Annotated in this window: 17 protein-coding genes; 8 read left to right on the forward strand and 9 right to left on the reverse strand. The window is 49.6% G+C overall.

What is annotated here, in order from left to right; all coding sequences use genetic code 11:
- Positions 1-26: 26 nt before the first annotated feature.
- Positions 27-1,634, reverse strand: a complete 1,608-nt coding sequence (locus BZJ18_RS00590) for a peptide ABC transporter substrate-binding protein (RefSeq protein ID WP_077454918.1) — start codon at positions 1,632-1,634, stop codon at positions 27-29.
- 267 nt (positions 1,635-1,901) lie between these two features.
- Here BZJ18_RS00590 and BZJ18_RS00595 point away from each other — a divergent pair, with 267 nt between their 5' ends.
- Together BZJ18_RS00595 and BZJ18_RS00600 are read left to right on the forward strand one after the other, a co-directional pair.
- Complete coding sequence (locus BZJ18_RS00595) at positions 1,902-2,399, forward strand: GNAT family N-acetyltransferase (RefSeq protein ID WP_077454919.1); 498 nt, start codon at positions 1,902-1,904, stop codon at positions 2,397-2,399.
- 183 nt (positions 2,400-2,582) lie between these two features.
- A complete protein-coding gene (locus tag BZJ18_RS00600) occupies positions 2,583-3,194 on the forward strand; it encodes a glutathione S-transferase family protein (protein WP_198532144.1) in 612 nt (203 codons plus the stop codon).
- Positions 3,195-3,233: 39 nt separating this feature from the next.
- Here the strand turns inward: BZJ18_RS00600 and BZJ18_RS00605 are convergent, their stop codons facing one another.
- Both BZJ18_RS00605 and BZJ18_RS00610 read right to left on the reverse strand, forming a co-directional pair.
- A complete protein-coding gene (locus tag BZJ18_RS00605; RefSeq protein WP_077454921.1) occupies positions 3,234-3,896 on the reverse strand; it encodes a glutathione S-transferase family protein in 663 nt (220 codons plus the stop codon).
- A gap of 85 nt (positions 3,897-3,981) precedes the next feature.
- Entirely contained in the window at positions 3,982-4,560 is a 579-nt protein-coding gene (locus tag BZJ18_RS00610) for a hypothetical protein (RefSeq protein ID WP_241824888.1), read from the reverse strand.
- A 143-nt stretch (positions 4,561-4,703) separates the two neighbouring features.
- On the opposite strand from BZJ18_RS00610, the gene BZJ18_RS00615 reads away from it, so the two are divergent.
- Positions 4,704-6,260, forward strand: coding sequence for a cryptochrome/photolyase family protein (locus tag BZJ18_RS00615; RefSeq protein WP_077454922.1), 1,557 nt, complete (start codon positions 4,704-4,706; stop codon positions 6,258-6,260).
- Positions 6,261-6,316: 56 nt separating this feature from the next.
- Here BZJ18_RS00615 and BZJ18_RS00620 read toward each other — a convergent pair whose 3' ends face one another.
- Positions 6,317-6,949 (reverse strand): OmpA family protein, encoded by a 633-nt coding sequence (locus BZJ18_RS00620; protein WP_069586537.1) that lies wholly within the window; start codon positions 6,947-6,949, stop codon positions 6,317-6,319.
- 285 nt (positions 6,950-7,234) lie between these two features.
- On the opposite strand from BZJ18_RS00620, the gene yiaY reads away from it, so the two are divergent.
- Entirely contained in the window at positions 7,235-8,383 is a 1,149-nt protein-coding gene (gene yiaY / locus BZJ18_RS00625; RefSeq protein WP_077454923.1) for an L-threonine dehydrogenase, read from the forward strand.
- A gap of 82 nt (positions 8,384-8,465) precedes the next feature.
- Here the strand turns inward: yiaY and BZJ18_RS00630 are convergent, their stop codons facing one another.
- Positions 8,466-9,479 (reverse strand): 2-hydroxyacid dehydrogenase, encoded by a 1,014-nt coding sequence (locus BZJ18_RS00630; RefSeq protein ID WP_077454924.1) that lies wholly within the window; start codon positions 9,477-9,479, stop codon positions 8,466-8,468.
- 174 nt (positions 9,480-9,653) lie between these two features.
- A complete protein-coding gene (locus BZJ18_RS00635; RefSeq protein WP_198532147.1) occupies positions 9,654-11,828 on the reverse strand; it encodes a TonB-dependent receptor domain-containing protein in 2,175 nt (724 codons plus the stop codon).
- Between the two features lie 153 nt (positions 11,829-11,981).
- On the opposite strand from BZJ18_RS00635, the gene BZJ18_RS00640 reads away from it, so the two are divergent.
- The 4 genes from BZJ18_RS00640 to glpD all read left to right on the forward strand — a co-directional run bounded on the left by BZJ18_RS00640 (position 11,982) and on the right by glpD (position 17,316).
- Entirely contained in the window at positions 11,982-12,704 is a 723-nt protein-coding gene (locus tag BZJ18_RS00640) for a riboflavin synthase (protein WP_069587489.1), read from the forward strand.
- A 293-nt stretch (positions 12,705-12,997) separates the two neighbouring features.
- Positions 12,998-13,876: an MIP/aquaporin family protein gene (locus BZJ18_RS00645; RefSeq protein ID WP_077454926.1), complete on the forward strand. Its 879-nt coding sequence runs from the start codon at positions 12,998-13,000 to the stop codon at positions 13,874-13,876.
- Positions 13,877-13,941: 65 nt separating this feature from the next.
- Positions 13,942-15,462: a glycerol kinase GlpK gene (gene glpK / locus BZJ18_RS00650; protein WP_069587491.1), complete on the forward strand. Its 1,521-nt coding sequence runs from the start codon at positions 13,942-13,944 to the stop codon at positions 15,460-15,462.
- Between the two features lie 312 nt (positions 15,463-15,774).
- Positions 15,775-17,316 (forward strand): glycerol-3-phosphate dehydrogenase, encoded by a 1,542-nt coding sequence (gene glpD, locus BZJ18_RS00655; RefSeq protein ID WP_077454927.1) that lies wholly within the window; start codon positions 15,775-15,777, stop codon positions 17,314-17,316.
- A gap of 94 nt (positions 17,317-17,410) precedes the next feature.
- Here glpD and BZJ18_RS00660 read toward each other — a convergent pair whose 3' ends face one another.
- Genes BZJ18_RS00660 through BZJ18_RS00670 form a run of 3 tightly spaced genes read right to left on the reverse strand, consistent with a single transcriptional unit; the run spans position 17,411 to position 19,275 of the window.
- Positions 17,411-18,271: an EamA family transporter gene (locus BZJ18_RS00660; RefSeq protein ID WP_069587493.1), complete on the reverse strand. Its 861-nt coding sequence runs from the start codon at positions 18,269-18,271 to the stop codon at positions 17,411-17,413.
- A gap of 2 nt (positions 18,272-18,273) precedes the next feature.
- Complete coding sequence (locus tag BZJ18_RS00665) at positions 18,274-18,648, reverse strand: hypothetical protein (protein WP_077454928.1); 375 nt, start codon at positions 18,646-18,648, stop codon at positions 18,274-18,276.
- Positions 18,649-18,699: 51 nt separating this feature from the next.
- Positions 18,700-19,275, reverse strand: coding sequence for a BON domain-containing protein (locus BZJ18_RS00670; RefSeq protein ID WP_077454929.1), 576 nt, complete (start codon positions 19,273-19,275; stop codon positions 18,700-18,702).
- Positions 19,276-19,381: the final 106 nt, after the last annotated feature.

Raw genomic sequence — 19,381 nt, forward strand, 5'->3', positions numbered from 1 at the left:
CGTGACGTTTTTGATATCACGGTCGATTAATTTTTAGTGATATAAAGGTTCCGTGTGTAACGTAGGTTGTTCGGATTTTCCGTATTATAGCCGCCTACTTTAGGGCTTTTGATTACACTACGCGTGTAAAAGTACATTGGAATGGCAGGCATCTCCTCGGCGAAAATGCGCTCCGCTTCCTGATAATAGGCTTTACGCTTTTCTGGGTCGACAACGGAGAGTGCTTGGTCAAGCAGCTTGTCGTATTCAGGGTTGCTCCAATTGGACTTATTCATACCTTTACTACTGAAATAGCTCAGGAAAGTTGAGGCCTCATTGTAGTCACCATTCCATCCATCGCGAGCCACATCAAAGTCTTTTTGTAGCACCTTTTGCAAAAAGGTTTTCCACTCTTGGTTAGCTAAGCTGACTTTAACCGGTAGATGGCGTTTCCACATAGACGTTACTGTCAATGCAAGTTTTTTGTGGGATTCCATGGTGTTATACACCAATTCAAACTCTAGAGGGTTGTCTTTAGTGTATCCCGCTTCGGCCAAGAGTGCTTTTGCTTTTTGATAACGCTCTTCTTGGGTCATTTCCGCCCAAGCCAATTTCGGCGGTTCGAAGTTGTTGATGGCTGGTGGTGTTGCACTGTACGCAGGTTGCTGTCCTTGACCAAGAATAATGTCGGTGACGACATTACGATCAATGGCATAGGCGAGTGCTTTACGTACGCGCACGTCGTTAAACGGTTCGCGCTCTGTGTTGAATAAATAGTAATAAGTCGCAAGTGACGGCATGGTTAGGAATTCATCGGGACGCTCTTGCTTGATTTTCTTATAAGATTCAAGCGGGAAGCTAAAGGTCACGTCGATCTCACCGGTGCGATAACGATTATACTCCGCGTTGGCATCGCTGGAGGTTACATACGATGTGTTGTTAATCACCGTTTCTTTATCGTTCCAGTACATGGGATTACGCTCAAGATCGATGCGCTCATTAATTACCCAGTTGGTCAAGTTATAGGCGCCGGAGTTGACCATATTTTCGGGGCGTGTCCAGTTATCTCCATACTTCTCTACCGCATGTTTTGGTACAGGGTAGGTCGAAGAATGGGTGAGCATATTGGGGAAATAAGGAGTACGTCGCACCAATGTAAACTCGATGGTATGGTCGTCCACCGCCTTCACGCCCAATGCACTTGCAGGCTTATGTCCATCGGTGATTTCGGTTGCATTGAGAATGTTCGCGGTGCCTAAATACCAAGCGTATGGTGCAGCGGTTGCTGGGTCKACGGCACGTTGTAGTGTATAGACAACATCTTCCGCTGTAATGGGCTCACCGTCAGACCATGTCGCCTCGCGTAGATGGAATGTATACGTTAACCCATCTTCACTGACTTCCCAGTTTTTTGCTAAACCTGGTGCAATATCGCCACTTGGCGTGCGCGATGTAATGCCTTCGAACAAATCTGAGATAATTTTGTTACTGGCGGTATCACTGGACTTGGTCGGATCCAGCGTAGGCACTTCGCCAGAAACCCCCCAAATAAGAGTCTGTTGCTCGGCAAGCTCCACGCCTTCTGGAACGTGAGCTGCAAACGCTGAGCTACACAATGCGAGTGCCAATGAACCGGCCAATAGTTTTAATTTCATCTTTCCATTCCTTGGTTGAGTGATTTGTTAATAAGCTTTGTTAATCAATAGATTAACCACAAATGGTAAGCGAAGAAAAGCGATGTGATAAAAAGATGACAAATCAACGACAGGAAAGCGTGAAATCGTGACCTCTATTTTTATATCGATTTAATCCTGCATGGCGGTTGCCGGTCGCGGCGTATTCATACGGCATGATCCCCTCGGACAACCTAGGCGGTTTTATGATAAATTGGCCGTTTTTCATAGACTCAAGGATGATCTTCCGTGCTGTTACGTCCATTTTCTCCCACTGACTTAGCCTCATTTTTATCTCTTTCTATCACGCATGAGCAGCTGCCTTTTGTCGGACGCCCAGAGGAAATCTTGGCGGCGACCAATGAATTTGCTCACCTACACCTGATTGAGGTAGAGACCATGATTGTGGGCGGTTTTATTCTTGATACTGGTTACGCGTCGCAATACGACTTTGCCCATGCGGGTGATATGGGAGTTCGTGCGGTGTTTATCGATCAGCACCACCAAGGTAACGCACTGGGTCGCCGCGCGATGATGGCCTTGGCGGATTATGTCAAACCGCGCTACCCGTGGGCGCAGCGTCTCGTTCTGACCGTAAACTGCAAAAATGCGGGCGCGATTGCGTGTTACCAACGCGCAGGTTTCACCGATACGGGCGAGTTGTATCATGGTGGCAGCGCAGGTCCTCAGCATATTATGTTGATAAATGTCGAAAATAAAGTCAGTCCTGATGGTAATATGGCTTAAACCCGCGATGACTTGCTAAAAAAGAAGGATTGTGCGACGCTCAAGTAAAATCACTGATAAGCAGGGATCATGCTTGGCGGTTGATCTCCATCCGACTGGCGTTGTGGTGGGATGAAAAGTGACATTCATCGGCCCAAGAAATGCGTCGAGTCGGGTGAGGTATTGCGTTTAACAAGGAGAGTAATGATGAAGATTTATGGCCACCCTTCTGCCATTAATGTTCAAAAAGTGATGTGGTTGATTGATGAGTTAGATTTAAGCATCGAATTGGATGAGGTTGATATTCATCATAACGCCCAAGACGCTGATGCACTGGCACAAAAATGTCCAATGCGTCAGGTGCCGGTACTAGAAGATGGCCCGAACAGTGTGTGGGAATCGCACACCATTTTGCGCTATTTGGTTGCCTGCTATGGCAATAAAATGTGGTACCCAGATTGCGCGTTCCAACGCTCGCGCTATGAGCGTTGGATGGATTGGTGCCTCTCTTCGTTTCAGCCTGCGGTTAAAACCGCTTGCTTGGAATCATCGAGCGATCTAAAAGTGAGAGAAGCGGCCCTTGAGCAGTGCCGCCAAGATTTAGAGAAGCTGGACAATGAACTTGCCGAGCGTCGCTATTTAATTTCTGACATGATGACGCTCGCCGATATTGCAATTGGCACTGTGGTCCACTCTCTTGCCGTGGCGCCATCAATGACCCTGCCGCCGCACGTGTCGCAATGGTACCAGCAACTAAAATCATCATCAGGTTATCAACGCTGGGTCGTTCAGGCTCGTCAAACCCAACCTGCGTAAACCATAATTTTTATTAAGATTGAGCCCGCATTAGCGGGCTTAAAGCGTTTTTAGCGGCCCCACGACACACAGTGCGCTTTGATAGCCAGGCTGTTGTTCAATGCGCTCAAGATACGCAACAATGTGACGGTGTTGCTGAGGGTCTAGGCGAGGACGCATTGCGATTAATGGGAAACTCATTTGGATATCTGCTGCTGTGAGTGTGTCACCACACAGCCAATCATGTGTCGCTAAGTGGTGTTCGATCATGGCAAGGTGGTCTCGCAGTTGGGGGGCAATAAACTGGTCGGTGACGCCTTTCATCAGCTTTTTCGCCAAGGGGCGTACAAAAAAGGGCATCGGTGCTTCTGGGATTTTGCTGAAAATCAAGGACATGACCAGTATTGGCATTAAAGACCCTTCGGCATAGTGCATCCAGTATCGATAGTGACCTTTCTGCTCTGGTGTTTGTGGCGCTAAGCGCCCGTCAGCATACTTTTCTAAAATGTACTCAATAATCGCGCCCGACTCTGCAATGACCGTCCCTTCATCTTCAATTACAGGTGCTTTGCCCAGAGGGTGAACGCGCTTGAGTTCGGGAGGCGCCAACTTGGTGTTGGGGTCACGCGAGTAGGTCTTGATTTGATATGGCACACCCAGTGCCTCAAGCAACCAAACAATACGCTGAGAACGCGATTGTTCAAGGTGATGAATAATAATCATAAGGAATATCTTTGACTGTAAGTTTAAAAAGGCTCAGCTATCGATACGATAGTCTTGCTATTTCGATCAGTCCTTGTGATTCAATTCATTGATTTGGAGGTGGGAGTACTCGGCCTTGAATGCGTAATTTGGGGTCCACAGACGAAATGTTCGTGCCGCGAATGTATACATTGCCCCCCACGTAAATATCGTCGGGTAATGCGCTAATTGGCGAGTTAGTAAGATAAAGGTTGCCCTCAACGTACAAGCGTCTTGGCAAGGTGGTGAGAGGCGTATTGACCAGACTGAGGTCGCCACGCACGACGAGGTTTGGTGGTAATGCGGTTACAGCGGTATTGGTGAGGTTGATATAGCCACCGACTTTGAGCCGCGGTAGCCGTGTCAGCGGCGTATTTGCCGCATTTAAGTAACCGCCGATATCCAGTCCGCGAGGCAGTCGCGAAATATCGCTGGCTTCGATATCTAAATACCCTTGCGTTTTTAACCCTGCGGGTAAGGTCGTGATGGGGGAAAAGCGGAGTTTCACATTGCCGTAGTTGTCCACATAGCCGTGAAAACGTAAGTCTTGCACGAATGTATTGAGGGGTTCGTTCATCGCATGCGCGGGCACTGCCATCATAAAATAGCCGACAAGAATCCAAAGTTGAATGATGGCTTTTGGCATGAAAAGGTCTGCGTGGTCACAACGTCTGCTTCAATGTAGAGCGTTTCGGCGAATATTCAAGCCCCTCTAGGTTTTCTGTCATCGAAAACGTTATCTTCTACGTATGTTAGCCATTATTCCAACCAGTACTGACTGAGGTACCTGTGCTTCAATCTCGTTATCACACCCTGCGTTTGGTTCTCGGAGATCAACTGAATGCCAGCCACTCATGGTTTAAGCAGCACGATCAGGGAGTGCTTTATGTCATTGCCGAGCTTAAACAAGAAACCGACTATGTGACCCATCATGTCCAAAAGGTTTGTGCGTTTTTTGCTGCAATGGCGCAGTTTGCTGATGCGCTTGAAAAGGCGGGGCATGATGTCGAATACCTCACATTGGATGACACGCAAGCCTATCAAGACTTGCCCGCATTGCTGTACGCTCTTTGTGAGCACTATCAAGTCGATCAGTTCGAATATCAGCGTCCTGATGAGTATCGGCTCTCGATGCAACTCGAACAATTGCGTTTACCCAATGAGGTTGCATCCCAATGTGTTGAGACGGAACATTTTCTCTTACCCTTTTCACAGATTACCACCCAGTTCACCGCCGGTAAGCATCGAAAAATGGAGTTTTTCTACCGCGATATGCGTCGGCAGTTTGATATCTTAATGGAGGGGGATCAGCCTGAGGGGGGAAAGTGGAATTATGATCAGCAAAATCGTAATAAGCTAAAAAAAGCGGATCTCGATGCGATTCCCGCGCCATTGATTTTTGCCAACGATGTCAGCGATATTCTCACCCGTATTGAGCGCCATCAGGTTAAGACCATCGGACATGCGGCGTCAGCCTTGATGTGGCCGGTGACACGTCAGCAGGCGAAAGCGCTACTCGACCATTTTTGCACCTACTGCCTGCCATTGTTTGGTCAGTTTCAAGATGCAATGACAGGACAAAGCCCTCATCAGTGGAGCTTGTACCACAGCCGTCTCTCTTTTGCGTTAAATGCCAAGTTGCTTCACCCCATGCAAGTGATCCAAGCTGCGATTGATCATTACCGCCAAAATGAGGCTATCAACCTCGCTCAGATTGAAGGGTTTGTCCGACAGATCTTAGGCTGGCGCGAATATGTTCGTGGTGTGTACTGGGCGAACATGCCTGATTATGCACAAAAAAATGCGCTTGGTGCGCAAGGCACATTGCCGGCATTTTTTTGGGATGGAAAGACCAAAATGCGTTGTCTCTCGCATGCGATCACGCAATCGTTAGAGACAGCGTATGCCCATCACATTCAGCGACTCATGGTGACAGGAAACTTCTGTCTGCTTGCGGACGTCGACCCAGATGAAGTGGATGATTGGTATCTCTCAATCTACGTTGATGCGATCGAGTGGGTCGAAATGCCGAATACGCGTGGAATGACGCAGTTCGCCGATAACGGCATTGTGGGGACGAAACCTTATGCGGCCAGTGGTGCCTATATCAATCGGATGAGTGACTATTGCGCTGGGTGTGAATACGATGTGAAAGAGAAAGTTGGTCCTAAGGCGTGTCCATTCAACGCGCTATATTGGCATTTCATGGCGCGTCATCGCGACAAATTTGCCCGTAACCCACGCACAGCCATGCCGTATCGAAATTGGGATAAGATGTCAGAGACGCAGCAAAGCCAGATTTTGGCGCATGCGGATGAATTGCTTGCCAATCTTGATGCGCTTTGATGCCGTTATGATCGCCCTCAACTGGAGCGTGAGGGCGGTCATAAATCGCGTCGCGCTTATTGCGTGTTTGGCACAATCTGAATCTCAACACGGCGGTTGAGCGCACGGTTTGCCGCGCTGTTGTTCGCAACCAGTGGACGTGTCTCACCAAAACCGGACGTGTACAAACGTGCATTGTCGATCGACTGACTGGCGAGGTAGCGTTTAACGCTCATGGCACGGCGTTCCGACAAACGCTGGTTATAGGCCGCTGCGCCCGTGTCATCTGTGTGACCCTCAATGCTTAAGAAGGTTTTGTCGTACTTGCGCATCACATTAGCAATGGCATTGAGCTTAGGATAAAAATCGGCCGCAATCGCATCCTGATCTAACCCGAACGTAATGTTTGAGGGCATGATTAAGCGAATATTGTCGCCTTCACGCACTACCTGAATGCCCGAGCCCGCCAATTCTTCACGGAATGCTTGCTCTTGCTGATCCATATAATTACCGACAGCTGCACCGCCAATGGCACCGATAGCTGCGCCAATAAAGGCACGTTTGCCTTTATGGTTCGATGTCGATTTTCCCACGATGGCCCCAGTGATCGCGCCAATTGTCGCGCCTTTTTGGGTGTTCGACATCGACTCACAACCAGTGAGGGCCAGTGATGCGGTCAGTACGGCAACCGCAGTTAGTTTGCATTTCATTCCCATTGTTTTCTCACTATAACCAAACGGTGGTCAGTTTAATTTACTTCAGCTTAGACACTCTTCTTCAAGAAAGTGTCAAATTTATGAATTAGTGATGGTGTTTTAAACACTTAACGGAAGACCACTGACAGAGTTCTCAATTTTGTCTTCTTTTCCCTGCAACCTGCCGTGCAAATTGCGCTGGATCAAAATGTGATGAGCAAACAGCGTGTTACAACAAAACCCATAAAAGGCCCTGTCATGTCTGGGCCGCAATGATCCCGACTAAAGGAGCAAATGGTCATGTCGAGCACTTTCTTTATCCCTGCTGTTAACCTTATGGGCGCAGGTTGCCTTTCTGAAGCCGCAGACGCGATTCAATCACATGGATTTAAAAAAGCCCTTATCGTCACTGATAAAGTCCTTAATCAAATTGGTGTGGTAAAGCAAATCGCCGCTTTGCTTGATAGCCGAGAAGTCGATTGTGTGGTCTATGATGGCACACAGCCCAACCCAACCACTGAAAACGTGGCACAAGGGTTAGCGCTTTTACAAGCGAACCAATGTGACTGTGTGATCTCTTTAGGGGGTGGATCGCCGCACGACTGCGCCAAAGGTATTGCTTTGGTGGCAGCCAATGGCGGTTATATCAGTGATTATGAAGGAGTGGACCAGTCGGCCAAGCCCCAACTTCCGCTGATTGCGATTAATACGACGGCGGGCACCGCATCAGAAATGACGCGTTTTTGTATTATCACCGACGAAGCGCGCCACATTAAGATGGCAATTGTTGATAAACACACCACCCCGATTATTTCCGTCAACGATCCTGAGCTGATGCTGGCTAAACCGGCGTCATTAACGGCGGCGACCGGCATGGATGCATTAACCCATGCGATTGAAGCTTACGTATCGACCGCCGCTACGCCGATCACTGACGCAGTTGCACTGAAAGCAATGACACTAATTCAAGAAAACCTGCGCACCGCAGTTGCTGACGGCCAAAACCTAGAGGCGCGGGAGCAGATGGCCTACGCACAGTTTATGGCGGGTATGGCATTTAACAATGCGTCTTTGGGCTATGTGCATGCGATGGCGCACCAACTAGGTGGATTTTATGACTTGCCGCACGGGGTGTGTAACGCCGTTCTATTGCCCCATGTGCAACGCTACAACGCGCAAGTGTGTGCGGAGCGCTTACGGGATGTTGCCACGGCAATGGGCGTCGATACGGAGAGTATGAATGCGGAGGAAGGTGCGAAAGCCGCAATTCAAGCCATTCAAGCATTGGCCACCGATGTTGGGATCCCAGCGGGTTTGCGCGAACTCGGCGCCAAAGAAGAAGATATTGATGTGTTGACCAAAAACGCCTTGAATGACGCGTGTGGTTTCACCAATCCGAAGCAAGCGACGCACGAGGAAATCGCCAAAATCTTTATGGAAGCGATGTAGTTTCCTAGATATCACACCAACTCTAAAAAGGCCTGATTATTCAGGCCTTTTTTCTTTCTATACGGTCGACGTTTAAAGCAAGTTAGTCACTGCGATCTTCGACGTCTGCAATTTGATTCTCGCAGCACTCGCCGTTCAGGACGGTATGAATATTAGTGAGCGTGGTATCTGCGATATTGTGCAGTGCTTCTTTGGTGAGAAACGCTTGGTGTCCGGTAAATAACACGTTATGGCATGCAGAGAGGCGACGGAATACATCATCAACAATCACATCATTAGACTTGTCTTGGAAAAATAGCTCCCGTTCATTGTCATACACGTCAAGACCGAGCGCACCGATACGGCCTTGCTTGAGGGCTTCAATAGCGGCTACCGAATCGAGCAATTCACCACGACTGGTATTAATCACCATCACTCCCTTTTTCATTTGAGCAAAAGCACGCTCGCCGAGCAGATGATAGTTGTCTTTGGACATTGGACAGTGCAGAGAAATCACATCACTTTCGGCAAACAGTGTTTCTTTCGAGACGTATTCGCCACCGAGTTCAATCGCAAGGGGGTTAGGGTAAGGATCGTGGCACAACAAACGCATACCAAGCCCTTTTAGGATCCGCAGGGTCGCGATCCCAATTTTACCCGTACCAATGATCCCAGCCGTTTTACCGTGAAAGTTAAACCCGACTAAGCCATCGAGTTCAAAGTTGGCATCGCGTGTGCGTTGGTAGGCTTTATGAAAGCGTCGGTTCAAGCACATCATCATGCCCACCGTGTGCTCCGCGACCGATTCGGGAGAATAGGCAGGTACGCGAACGACGGTGATCCCCAACGATTTTGCGGCCTCCAAATCGACACGATCGTAGCCAGCACATCGCAACGCCACCAGTTTGATATTGGCGTCACTTAAAATCTCTAGCACAGGGCGGGAAAGATCATCATTAACAAACGCGCAAATAGCCTCCGCCCCTTGGGCCATTTTGGCGGTTTTGGCGGTGAGCTGAAAATCATGAAACTCGAGTGTGTAACCAAACGCTTGGTTAGCATGAGCAAAGGCGGCCTTGTCATAAGATTTGGCACTAAATACGGCAATGGTCGTCATGTGTTGCCTCCGAATAAGTCGGGGGGAGGTAAAGAAGCGTTATAAATACCGTGATTTGGATCCAAAATAAACCATGAGATTTATCAGGTTAAAGGTGTTGATGTTGATGTTAGTCCAAACGATTAAAAGCCGCGCAGGCGGCTTTTAATCGGCTATCTCGCAGTGAAGGATAGGCTAGAACTTAATGGTGGCGTTTATGCGTACATCGCGTCCCGCAGCGGGCACACCGGCAGACAGATAGGGTGTGTAATACTGATCGGTCAGGTTAGCGATGGTGGCGCGTAGCGTAAAGTCGTCTCGCGGCGTCCATTCTCCATAGAGGTTTTGGAAGAAGTAGGCATCGCTCGCCACATTGGCTGTATGCAGTGAGGGGTTCTCTGGGATACGGTCTTGCTCATCCCAGTATTGGCCTTGCCATGCAACTTCAATCGTATCGGTTAGTTGATGGCCCACGCCGAGTGAGGCGCTGAGGGGCGGGTTGTCATACCAATACTCGTCGTCGCCGGTACTGTCACGTAGCGAGCCTTTGTGTTTGCCGCGCACCATAGAGACAGAGGCATCTGTAAACCAATCGTTGAGACGATACTGCACTTGCGCATCAAATCCGTAAGTATAGAGTCCGTCGAGATTGGTGTAGTAGCCTTCTTTTTGTTTGGTCGCATTGACCCCACGACGCTGCGCAACGTCATGAATGACATCATTCCAAAACAGAGTCACCTCTGTTGCTAGGTGATCCCCTTCGAACAAGGCATTCTGACGCTTATCAGATACGCCCAATAAATAGGCATTGATACGAGTGACTGAGAGATCGCGGCTGGTGGCAGCGCGCTTGGACGCTCTCGAAAACTGCACTGTATAGAGCTCATCAATGGTCGGTGCCTTTAAACCATAGGCATAAGCCGCTTTTATTTGCGTGGCTGGACTCAGATCGTAGGTCAATGCAATACGCGGCTCCCAACCTTGGTGTGAGACCGCACTGTAATCGTGTCCAACGGATGGGTCATTATAGTCTGGCGCGGCGTTTGGTACCCCTTGGGAACGAATATGGCTGTAGCGCAGTGATGCGGTAAGTTCGAGATCTGGGGTAATAAAGTACTTATCTTGAACGAACACACTGGCGGTTTGTTGTTCGCCCGAGGGCTCAAAGGATGGCGTAAAGTGGCCATAGTTCTTTTCTGGCTTTTTGCGATAAGTATGGTTGTAAACGTGCGAGTTTCTGTCCTGGTTCTGGTACTGCGCCCCCACCATGACTTCGTGATCACCGAAGTGACTGGTATTGGTTAGCTCGGCAAACCAGCGCTCATAGGACAACCAGACTTGGTGGCCATATTGGCCTGATGTGATGTAAGACTGATAGGTACTATCCGGGCGTTCCCAATAGCGATGATTCTGTGAGTGTGCAATGACGACACTGGTATCAATGTAATCATTATAAGGCTGGTAGTGGTAATTAAAGGTGCTGGTGTATTCGCGATAATGATTATCCACTGAGGCGGCAAATAGCGCGGCATCGTAGCTACCATACTTTTTAATTTTGTAGGGCGTTACCGATGGCATGGCTCCCCGTCGGTTTGCCCACGGTTTTCGCCCTTGGTCATCATAGCGCGTATGGCTGAACATCATATTGTGCGCGTCGGATTGGTAGCGAACTTTACCCAGCAAACTGTGTTGACGGTAGCCAGAGAAGGTAAAAACGTCACCGTTGCCTAGCTCGATATCATCGGCATCACGTCGAGAGCCATGCAATAGCACGGACCACCCAGAGTCAGACGCACCATAGGTGGTGACACTGCGCTTCCATTGATGGTTCACACTGTTGAAACCCGCTTGCGCCATGGCGCCAATCGACGAATCTGGATCAAGAAAGTCAGTGGCCTCTTTCGTTTCCATCACAAAACTGCCCGCGAAAGCGCCAAGGCTGGCGCGAACGTTATGGTCGCCTTTGATAAGGCGTACCGAACGTAGCAGTTGAGGGTCAAGAAAAAAGCTGCCATAGCGATATTGTTGAAAGCCGACGGGGGCGCCATCGACACGGATCGAGAGCGCGGAAGGGTGTGAGAATCCCCAGACATTAATGCGTTCGCTACCCGGGCGCGCACCACCATCAAGTGATACGCCCGGCATTTTCATTACCAGCTCACCGATGTTGTGGGCTTGTTCGCGTTGAATATCATCCAGCTCTAACGTGGATTTTCCCGGGGAGATAAGGGTAATTGGGTGCTTTAGCTGCTCGCCTTGTACTTTGACGGTCTCAATCTCTTTGGGAACAGATGTGCCGTCGGTACTCGCGGCTTGGGCACTCATGGAAAGCGCTGCCAAGATGGCAAAGCGTAAAAGAGGATACTGCATGCTCATAAAACTTTACTGACGCATAAAAGCGCGCACTATACGCCTAACTCGTCAATCTGGCAATGCTAATGATAGTGATTATCACTTATTGAGAGAGTGGCGAATACAGCGACTTCGCAGTATGATGAGCCAAAATTAACGATAGGAACGGCTATGTTTACTGGGATTATTCAAGCGGTCGCGACCATTGAGCGCTGCCGCGATCAGGGTGGATTACGAACTCTGGATATCCGCTTCCCCGCTGGATTTTGCGAGGGGCTTGAAATTGGTGCCAGCATCGCTATCGATGGTGTGTGTTTAACGGTTACTGAGCAGCTTGATGAAACCTTGGTACGGTTTGATGTGATGTTGCAAAGCCTTGCCGTCACTACATTGAAAGCGGTAGACGTGGGCGACACGGTTAATGCTGAACGCGCGGCCAAAGAAGGGGCAGAAGTGGGCGGGCACCCTTTATCTGGCCATATTGATTTCAATACTACCGTTCTAGACGTTCAACAGATTGACGATAACTATCGCATTCGCGTCTCTGTGCCGCATGAATGGATGAAGTACATCTTCCCGAAAGGCTACATTGCGCTCAACGGGGCCAGTTTGACGGTATCTGACGTCAATAAAAACGATGGTTGGTTCGAGGTGTGGCTGATCCCAGAGACGCGCAGGATGACAACATTCGAGGCCAAACAGGCGGGAACAGCGATCAATGTTGAAATTGAACGCGGCACGCAAGTGGTGGTTGATACCGTGCGAGATGCCATTGACGAAAAGATGGGCGCGTTGATGCCTTTGTTTGAGCGATTTTTAGCCGCGCACAACGCCGATATCGATGCGATTGGCCATGCGGCGCAGCAAGCCTTGTCCAAGTCGGACGACCAATAAACCATGGTGTTTTCCGCACCGTTAGTAGGAGAGCCTAGGCTCTCCTTTTCTTTTGGTGAGATGTTGACCGATTTTACGTGGCGTTAACGTCATCCACTCCTCCGATCTGCTCAAATTGTGCGCGAACCTGCTCAAATGATGATGTGCTTAACAAAAATGTCAGCAATAATTCATCGATATATGCTCGAACGCTCATTTTTGTTGTTATTTTGTTTTCGAGATGATGAGAGTATGCAAAATGTTAGTGTGGTTTTGAACGTGTAACCCTACTAACAGTGACAAGGATAATCATCATGAACAAAAAAGCGTCGACTTTATTGGGAGAGTGCGTCGCCGAGTTTATCGGCACGGGCTTGCTCATCTTCTTTGGTGTGGGCTGTGTCGCCGCCCTGGTACTGACAGGCGCCGACTTCGGCCAATGGGAAATCAGTATTGTGTGGGGCTTCGGGGTAGCGATTGCCATTTACTGTACCGCGGGCGTTTCGGGTGCGCACATCAACCCGGCTGTCACCATTGCACTGGCTGCTTTTCACGGCTTTGAAAAAAGCAAGGTCGTGCCTTATATCGTTTCACAAATGCTCGGTGCTTTTGCCTCGGCGGCACTGGTCTACAGCCTTTATAGCAACCTCTTTGTCGAGTATGAACTGGCCAATAACATTGCACGCAGTAGCCCTGAAGCGCTAGCCACCGCGGGGATTTTTTCAACCTATGCACATCCTGCTATTTCCTTTATGGGCGCGATGGCCGTCGAATTTGTGATTACCGCCGTGTTGATGTTCGGCATCTTGGCGTTAGGTGATGAAAACAACGGTGCCGCGCGTGGGCCAATGAACCCATTGCTGATTGGTATCCTGATTGCGGTTATTGGTGGCTCACTAGGCCCATTGACCGGGTTTGCCATGAACCCCGCGCGTGATTTCGGTCCGAAATTCTTTGCTTACCTAGCAGGATGGGATTACGCCCTAACCGGTGCGCGTGATATTCCTTACWTTATTGTTCCCATCGTTGCACCAATCCTAGGTGCTTGCTTCGGTGGCTGGTTGTATCCAAAAGCGATCGCGCCTTATCTGCCTCAAGCGGGTCACGGCTGCACGATTCCAAATCAGTGTGAAGACGATGAAGAAGCACTGGTGCAGGCGAAAGAAACTGATGCACGTGAAGTGAACGCATAAACAATACGGACGGCGCCGATTGGCGCCAAACCGACTAAAATAACAGAGAACAAAAGGATCATATTATGTCTGAGCAAAAGTACATCGTCGCCCTTGATCAAGGCACCACTAGCTCCCGCGCTGTAGTGATGGATCATGATGCGAACATTGTCGGTGTCTCTCAGCGCGAGTTTACCCAAATTTACCCGCAAGCAGGTTGGGTTGAGCACGACCCAATGGAGATCTACGCGACGCAAAGTTCAACGCTGATAGAGGTCTTAGGTAAGACCGGGATCCGCAGTGATGAAATCGCCGGTATCGGTATTACTAACCAGCGTGAGACCACGGTGGTATGGAATAAGGAAACGGGCAAGCCTATCTATAACGCCATCGTTTGGCAGTGTCGTCGTACCGCTGAGATCTGCGAAGAGTTGCGTGGTCGTGGGCTTGAGTCCTATATCCGTGATAATACGGGTTTGGTGCTTGACCCTTACTTCTCTGGTACCAAGGTGAAGTGGATCTTGGACAACGTTGAAGGGGCCCGTGAAGACGCTGAAGCCGGTAAGTTATTGTTTGGTACCGTTGATACCTGGCTGGTCTGGAAGATGACTCAAGGCCGTGTTCATGTTACCGATTATACCAACGCCTCTCGAACCATGTTGTTTAACATTAACGACATGTGTTGGGACCAAAAAATGTTGGATGAACTGGGTATTCCCGCATCAATGATGCCAGAAGTACGCCGTTCTTCCGAAGTGTACGGTCAAACCAACATCGGGGGTAAAGGCGGCACGCGGATCCCGATTGCAGGTATTGCAGGTGACCAACAAGCGGCCTTGTTTGGTCAGATGTGCGTTGAGGCTGGCCAAGCGAAAAACACCTATGGTACGGGCTGTTTCTTGCTGATGAATACCGGGCAGGAAAAAGTCACTTCTAATCACGGCTTGCTGACGACGGTTGCATGTGGCCCACAAGGCGAACCTGCTTATGCGTTAGAAGGGGCGGTGTTTATGGGCGGTGCCTCGATTCAGTGGCTCCGTGATGAGCTAAAAGTGTTAGAAGACGCTCATGACTCTGAATACTTCGCGACCAAAGTCGATACGTCAAACGGTGTCTATGTTGTGCCTGCCTTCACCGGTCTTGGCGCGCCATACTGGGACGCATATGCTCGAGGAACTATCGTTGGCTTAACACGTGGTGTTAACTCTAACCATATTATCCGTGCCACCTTGGAAAGTATCGCTTATCAAACACGTGATGTGTTGGATGCGATGCAAGCAGATTCGGGTATCAAGCTTGCAGCACTGCGTGTTGATGGCGGTGCGGTGGCGAATGACTTTCTGATGCAATTCCAAGCCGATGTCTTGGATACCGAAGTGCATCGCCCTGAAGTAACCGAAGTTACCGCACTGGGTGCCGCTTATCTGGCGGGTATGGCTGTAGGCTTCTGGGACGGCTTGGACGAGCTAAAAGACAAAGCGAAACTGAATCGAAGCTTTGAACCTCATCAAGACGAAGAAAAACGTAACCGTCGCTACCGTGGCTGGAAACGCGCGGTGAAATGTGCGCAAGCTTGGGCGTCGCTGCACAACGAAGACGAAGATTAATTCTCGTTACCTCTCCTCAAGGGCGCGCATTCGCGCCCTTTTTTTATCATTCCAACATCCGTTCTCACGCATGCCTTAACGTCTACAAAAACAGACTGATATAGACAACCTTCCCGTCAAAACGCGCTCGACGCTACGTAATAAGCCAGTATTTAGTTTACATATCATTCAGGCTGTTAACTATTATTCTACATTAGTCACAGACGATAGGTTTTTTTCGAACATTTTTAGTGACCGAAAACGAAAGTTGATATACAGTTAAACCCATAAATAAATGTTCGTTCGCTCAAAAAGGAACAAGGTCGACTAACAATGACTACGCCAACTACTCATAACGAAACTTTACTCGATATTCTGGTCGTCGGAGGAGGCATCAATGGTGCGGGTATCGCTGCCGATGCAGCAGGCCGTGGTCTGAACGTCGGCCTGTACGACGCAAAAGATTTTGCGTCAGCGACGTCCTCTGCAAGCTCTAAGCTAATCCACGGCGGCTTGCGCTATTTGGAGCATTACGAGTTCCGCCTTGTGTCTGAAGCCTTGGCCGAGCGCGAAGTCTTGATCAACAAAGCGCCGCACATTGCTTTCCCAATGCGCTTTCGTTTGCCGCACCGCTCCTATTTGCGTCCCGCGTGGATGATTCGTTGTGGTCTGTTTCTCTATGACCATCTTGGTAAACGCTCTACGTTGCCCAGCAGCCATAAAGTGAATCTGGCCAAAACTGGGTATATGAAAGACGAAATGAAGATTGGCTTCGAATATTCGGATGCATGGGTGGATGATGCGCGCCTGACATTGCTAAACGCACAATACACCCGCGAGAAAGGCGGCGAAGTACGTAACTACTGCCAAGTGGTCGCGGCAGAGCGTGAGAATACGATTTGGCGTGTCACCTTGGAAGATACCCACACGGGAGAGCGATTCGAGCGTAAAGCGAAAGCCTTGGTGAATGCGACAGGCCCGTGGGTTAAGCAGTTTTATGATGATAGCCTGCACGAGAAATCACCGCGTGGTATTCGTATGATTAAAGGATCACACATTGTGGTGCCACGCATTCATCAAGACCCACAGGCGTACATCTTGCAGAACAACGATGGCCGCATTGTGTTTGTAATCCCTTATCTGGATAAATTCTCGCTGATTGGCACCACAGACGTGGAACACAAAGCCGATCCGCGTGCGGCGAAAATTGATGATGCCGAAGTGGATTACTTGGTCGATGTGGTTAACCAGCACTTTACCAAACAATTGTCTCGAGACGATGTCGTTTGGAGCTACAGCGGTGTGCGTCCATTGTGTGATGATGAGTCTGATTCACCGCAGGCGATCACACGGGATTACACCATTGAACTGGAGCAACAGGGCAATCAAGCGCCGCTCGTGTCGATTTTCGGAGGTAAACTCACCACTTATCGGAAGTTGGCAGAGTCAGCCATGCGCAAACTGGCGCCTTTCTTTGACAAGATGGGTCAGCCTTGGACCGCAAATGGTGCGCTACCGGGCGGCGACTTTAGCTGCACACGCGAACAGTTAGCAGCATCGTTTATGCAGCGTTATCCTTGGTTAGCGCAAGTAACGGCACAACGTTTTGCAGATACCTATGGCACACGTACACACCAAATGCTCGCTGGGTGTCAAAGCGAAGCGGACATGGGTCGTCGATTTGCAGACGGTGTGTATCAGGCTGAGCTCAACTATTTGATTAAGTACGAGTTTGTTCAGCATGCCGAAGATGCATTATGGCGCCGTACCAAACTTGGCTTGTATCTCTCCGAAGAACAACAAGCCGCGATTGCGGATTATATTGAGCAACAGCGAGGCAGTGTACGTACCGTGCCGCTCAGTGAAGCGAGCTAACACGACCGGATTGCAACAAGACTCGAACTAAGATGAAAAAGGTGCCATGACGGCACCTTTTTTAGTTTACGCGCCTGTCGGCTTGCCTATTTGTTTAATGGGTGCGTGAGCGTCTTGCAGATAATGTGCTGCCGAGTGATGCGGTGATCACCATACCAATGGCGAGCCACTGACGAAGCGCAAGCTGTTCGTCGAGCACCAACAAGCCCGCCATCGCTGCCACGGCAGGCTCTAAGCTCATCATGACACTAAAGGTTTGCTTGGGCATATTACGAAGGGCAATCATCTCTAACGAATAAGGGATGGCGCTAGAGATCAACGCGACAGCAATCCCTAAAGGCAATAAATGCCATTGCAAAATGGCGCCATCGGTCGCGATATAACCGGCTGGTACCAGATACAACGCGGCAATACTCATGCCCAATGCCACCGTGCCACCACCGGGCGCAAGGTTGCCTGCTTTTTGGCCAAAAAGGATGTAGCCAGCCCAACAACCTCCCGCAGCAAGCGCGTAGGCGACGCCAATCGGATCGAGTGCATCCACACCAGAAAGATCGGGTAAGAGGGTGATGACCCCGCCCACCGCTAAGATAACCCACAGACTATCACGCGCCCGTCGAATGGACAGCAACGCCACGAGCAACGGGCCAGTAAATTCAAGTGCTACCGCAATGCCAAGCGGGATCCGCTCAATGGCAAGATAGAGCAGTAACATCATGCCGCCAAGACAACTGCCGTAGACGATGATGGCTCGCCAATGTCGGCCTCGCGGCCATTGGCGCCAAGGCCTAAAGACGAGGCAGAGTAGCAATGCCGAAAAGCCGACACGTAATGCTGATGTGCCTACCGGACCTACCAGAGGAAATAGCTGTTTGGCAAACGAAGCGCCAAATTGAATGGCACACATTGCGCCAAATACGCTTAAAATCGCTATGAACAGTGCGGGAGCCTGCATGATTATTCCTCCTTGACCTCAACAAGGCTCACCTTAACATAGCGACATAAAAAAGCCGCCCCCGAGGAGCGGCGTTTATTGCTTTTATGGCAAAGTTRGAATTTCTGCTTGGCAGAGTCATAGGCACTTTTTAGCGAACCGAGAGCTTGCTCTGCCCCTTGTTTTATTTCATCCCATGCCTCATCGCTTGCATCTTGCAATTCATCGATGCGCGTTTTCGCTTGTGCTTTACGGGCGCGTAAATGCTCTATGGTTTCGCGATATTCCGCTTTTGCATGCGCGGAGGCAACATCAGCTTTTGCTTCAAGTTTATCGATTTCTTGGTTCCAGCTGTGTAAGCGTTCATGGAACGTATCAATCATCTCTTGGCGGCGCATAACACCTCCTCGGTTAAGTCAGTGGCATTTGATGACGCCTAACGTCATTGCTTATGCATTTCCGGTTATCTCAAGCTTATCAACGACACGTTCCACGTCTTGTGCGTTTTCCGCCATTAATATGGCTAAATCGCGGGCCGCATCGCTTTTCACCTCGCCAGAGAGTGTGGCAACGCCATCATCAACAGACACTTCGATGTTGGTGCCGCTGATGTCTGGGTCGAGTAGCAAGCTTGTCTTCAGTGACGCCGCAATTTTGGTATCGACCACGGTCTGGCCGAGGTCGGCGGCTTGGCTTGCTTGTTGCGAAACAGTGAGTTCGTTTTTAACCCCGGACACGCCGTCTATTTTTTCGACCAATCCACTGGCCAAGCTTTTATCCAGCTCAGTATCCACTTGACCTGTGAGTATCACCACACCTTGCTCTACATCTGTGTCGATATCGAAATTATTGAGGTTTGTGTTCACCAACAGCATGGTTTCAGCTTTACCGTCAATCCAAGCGTCTTTGGCTTGATCTTGCCATTGATTGTTGCTGCTTGCATGCGCGCTTGTGGCACCCAGTGCAAGTGCAAACCCCATTGCGACAAATAAAGGATGAAATCGACCTTGCGGAGTCGTCTTCATTGAACCCTCCTTATTTGATGAATTTGAGCAACCTCGTGGTGTTGCCGAGAAAATCTAGTGCGAAGGCTATGCCAACATTGCAATCAACTGAAAAATAGACAATTTT

Source organism: Salinivibrio sp. IB872, from assembly GCF_001995345.1.
Taxonomy (GTDB): Bacteria; Pseudomonadota; Gammaproteobacteria; order Enterobacterales; family Vibrionaceae; genus Salinivibrio; species Salinivibrio proteolyticus.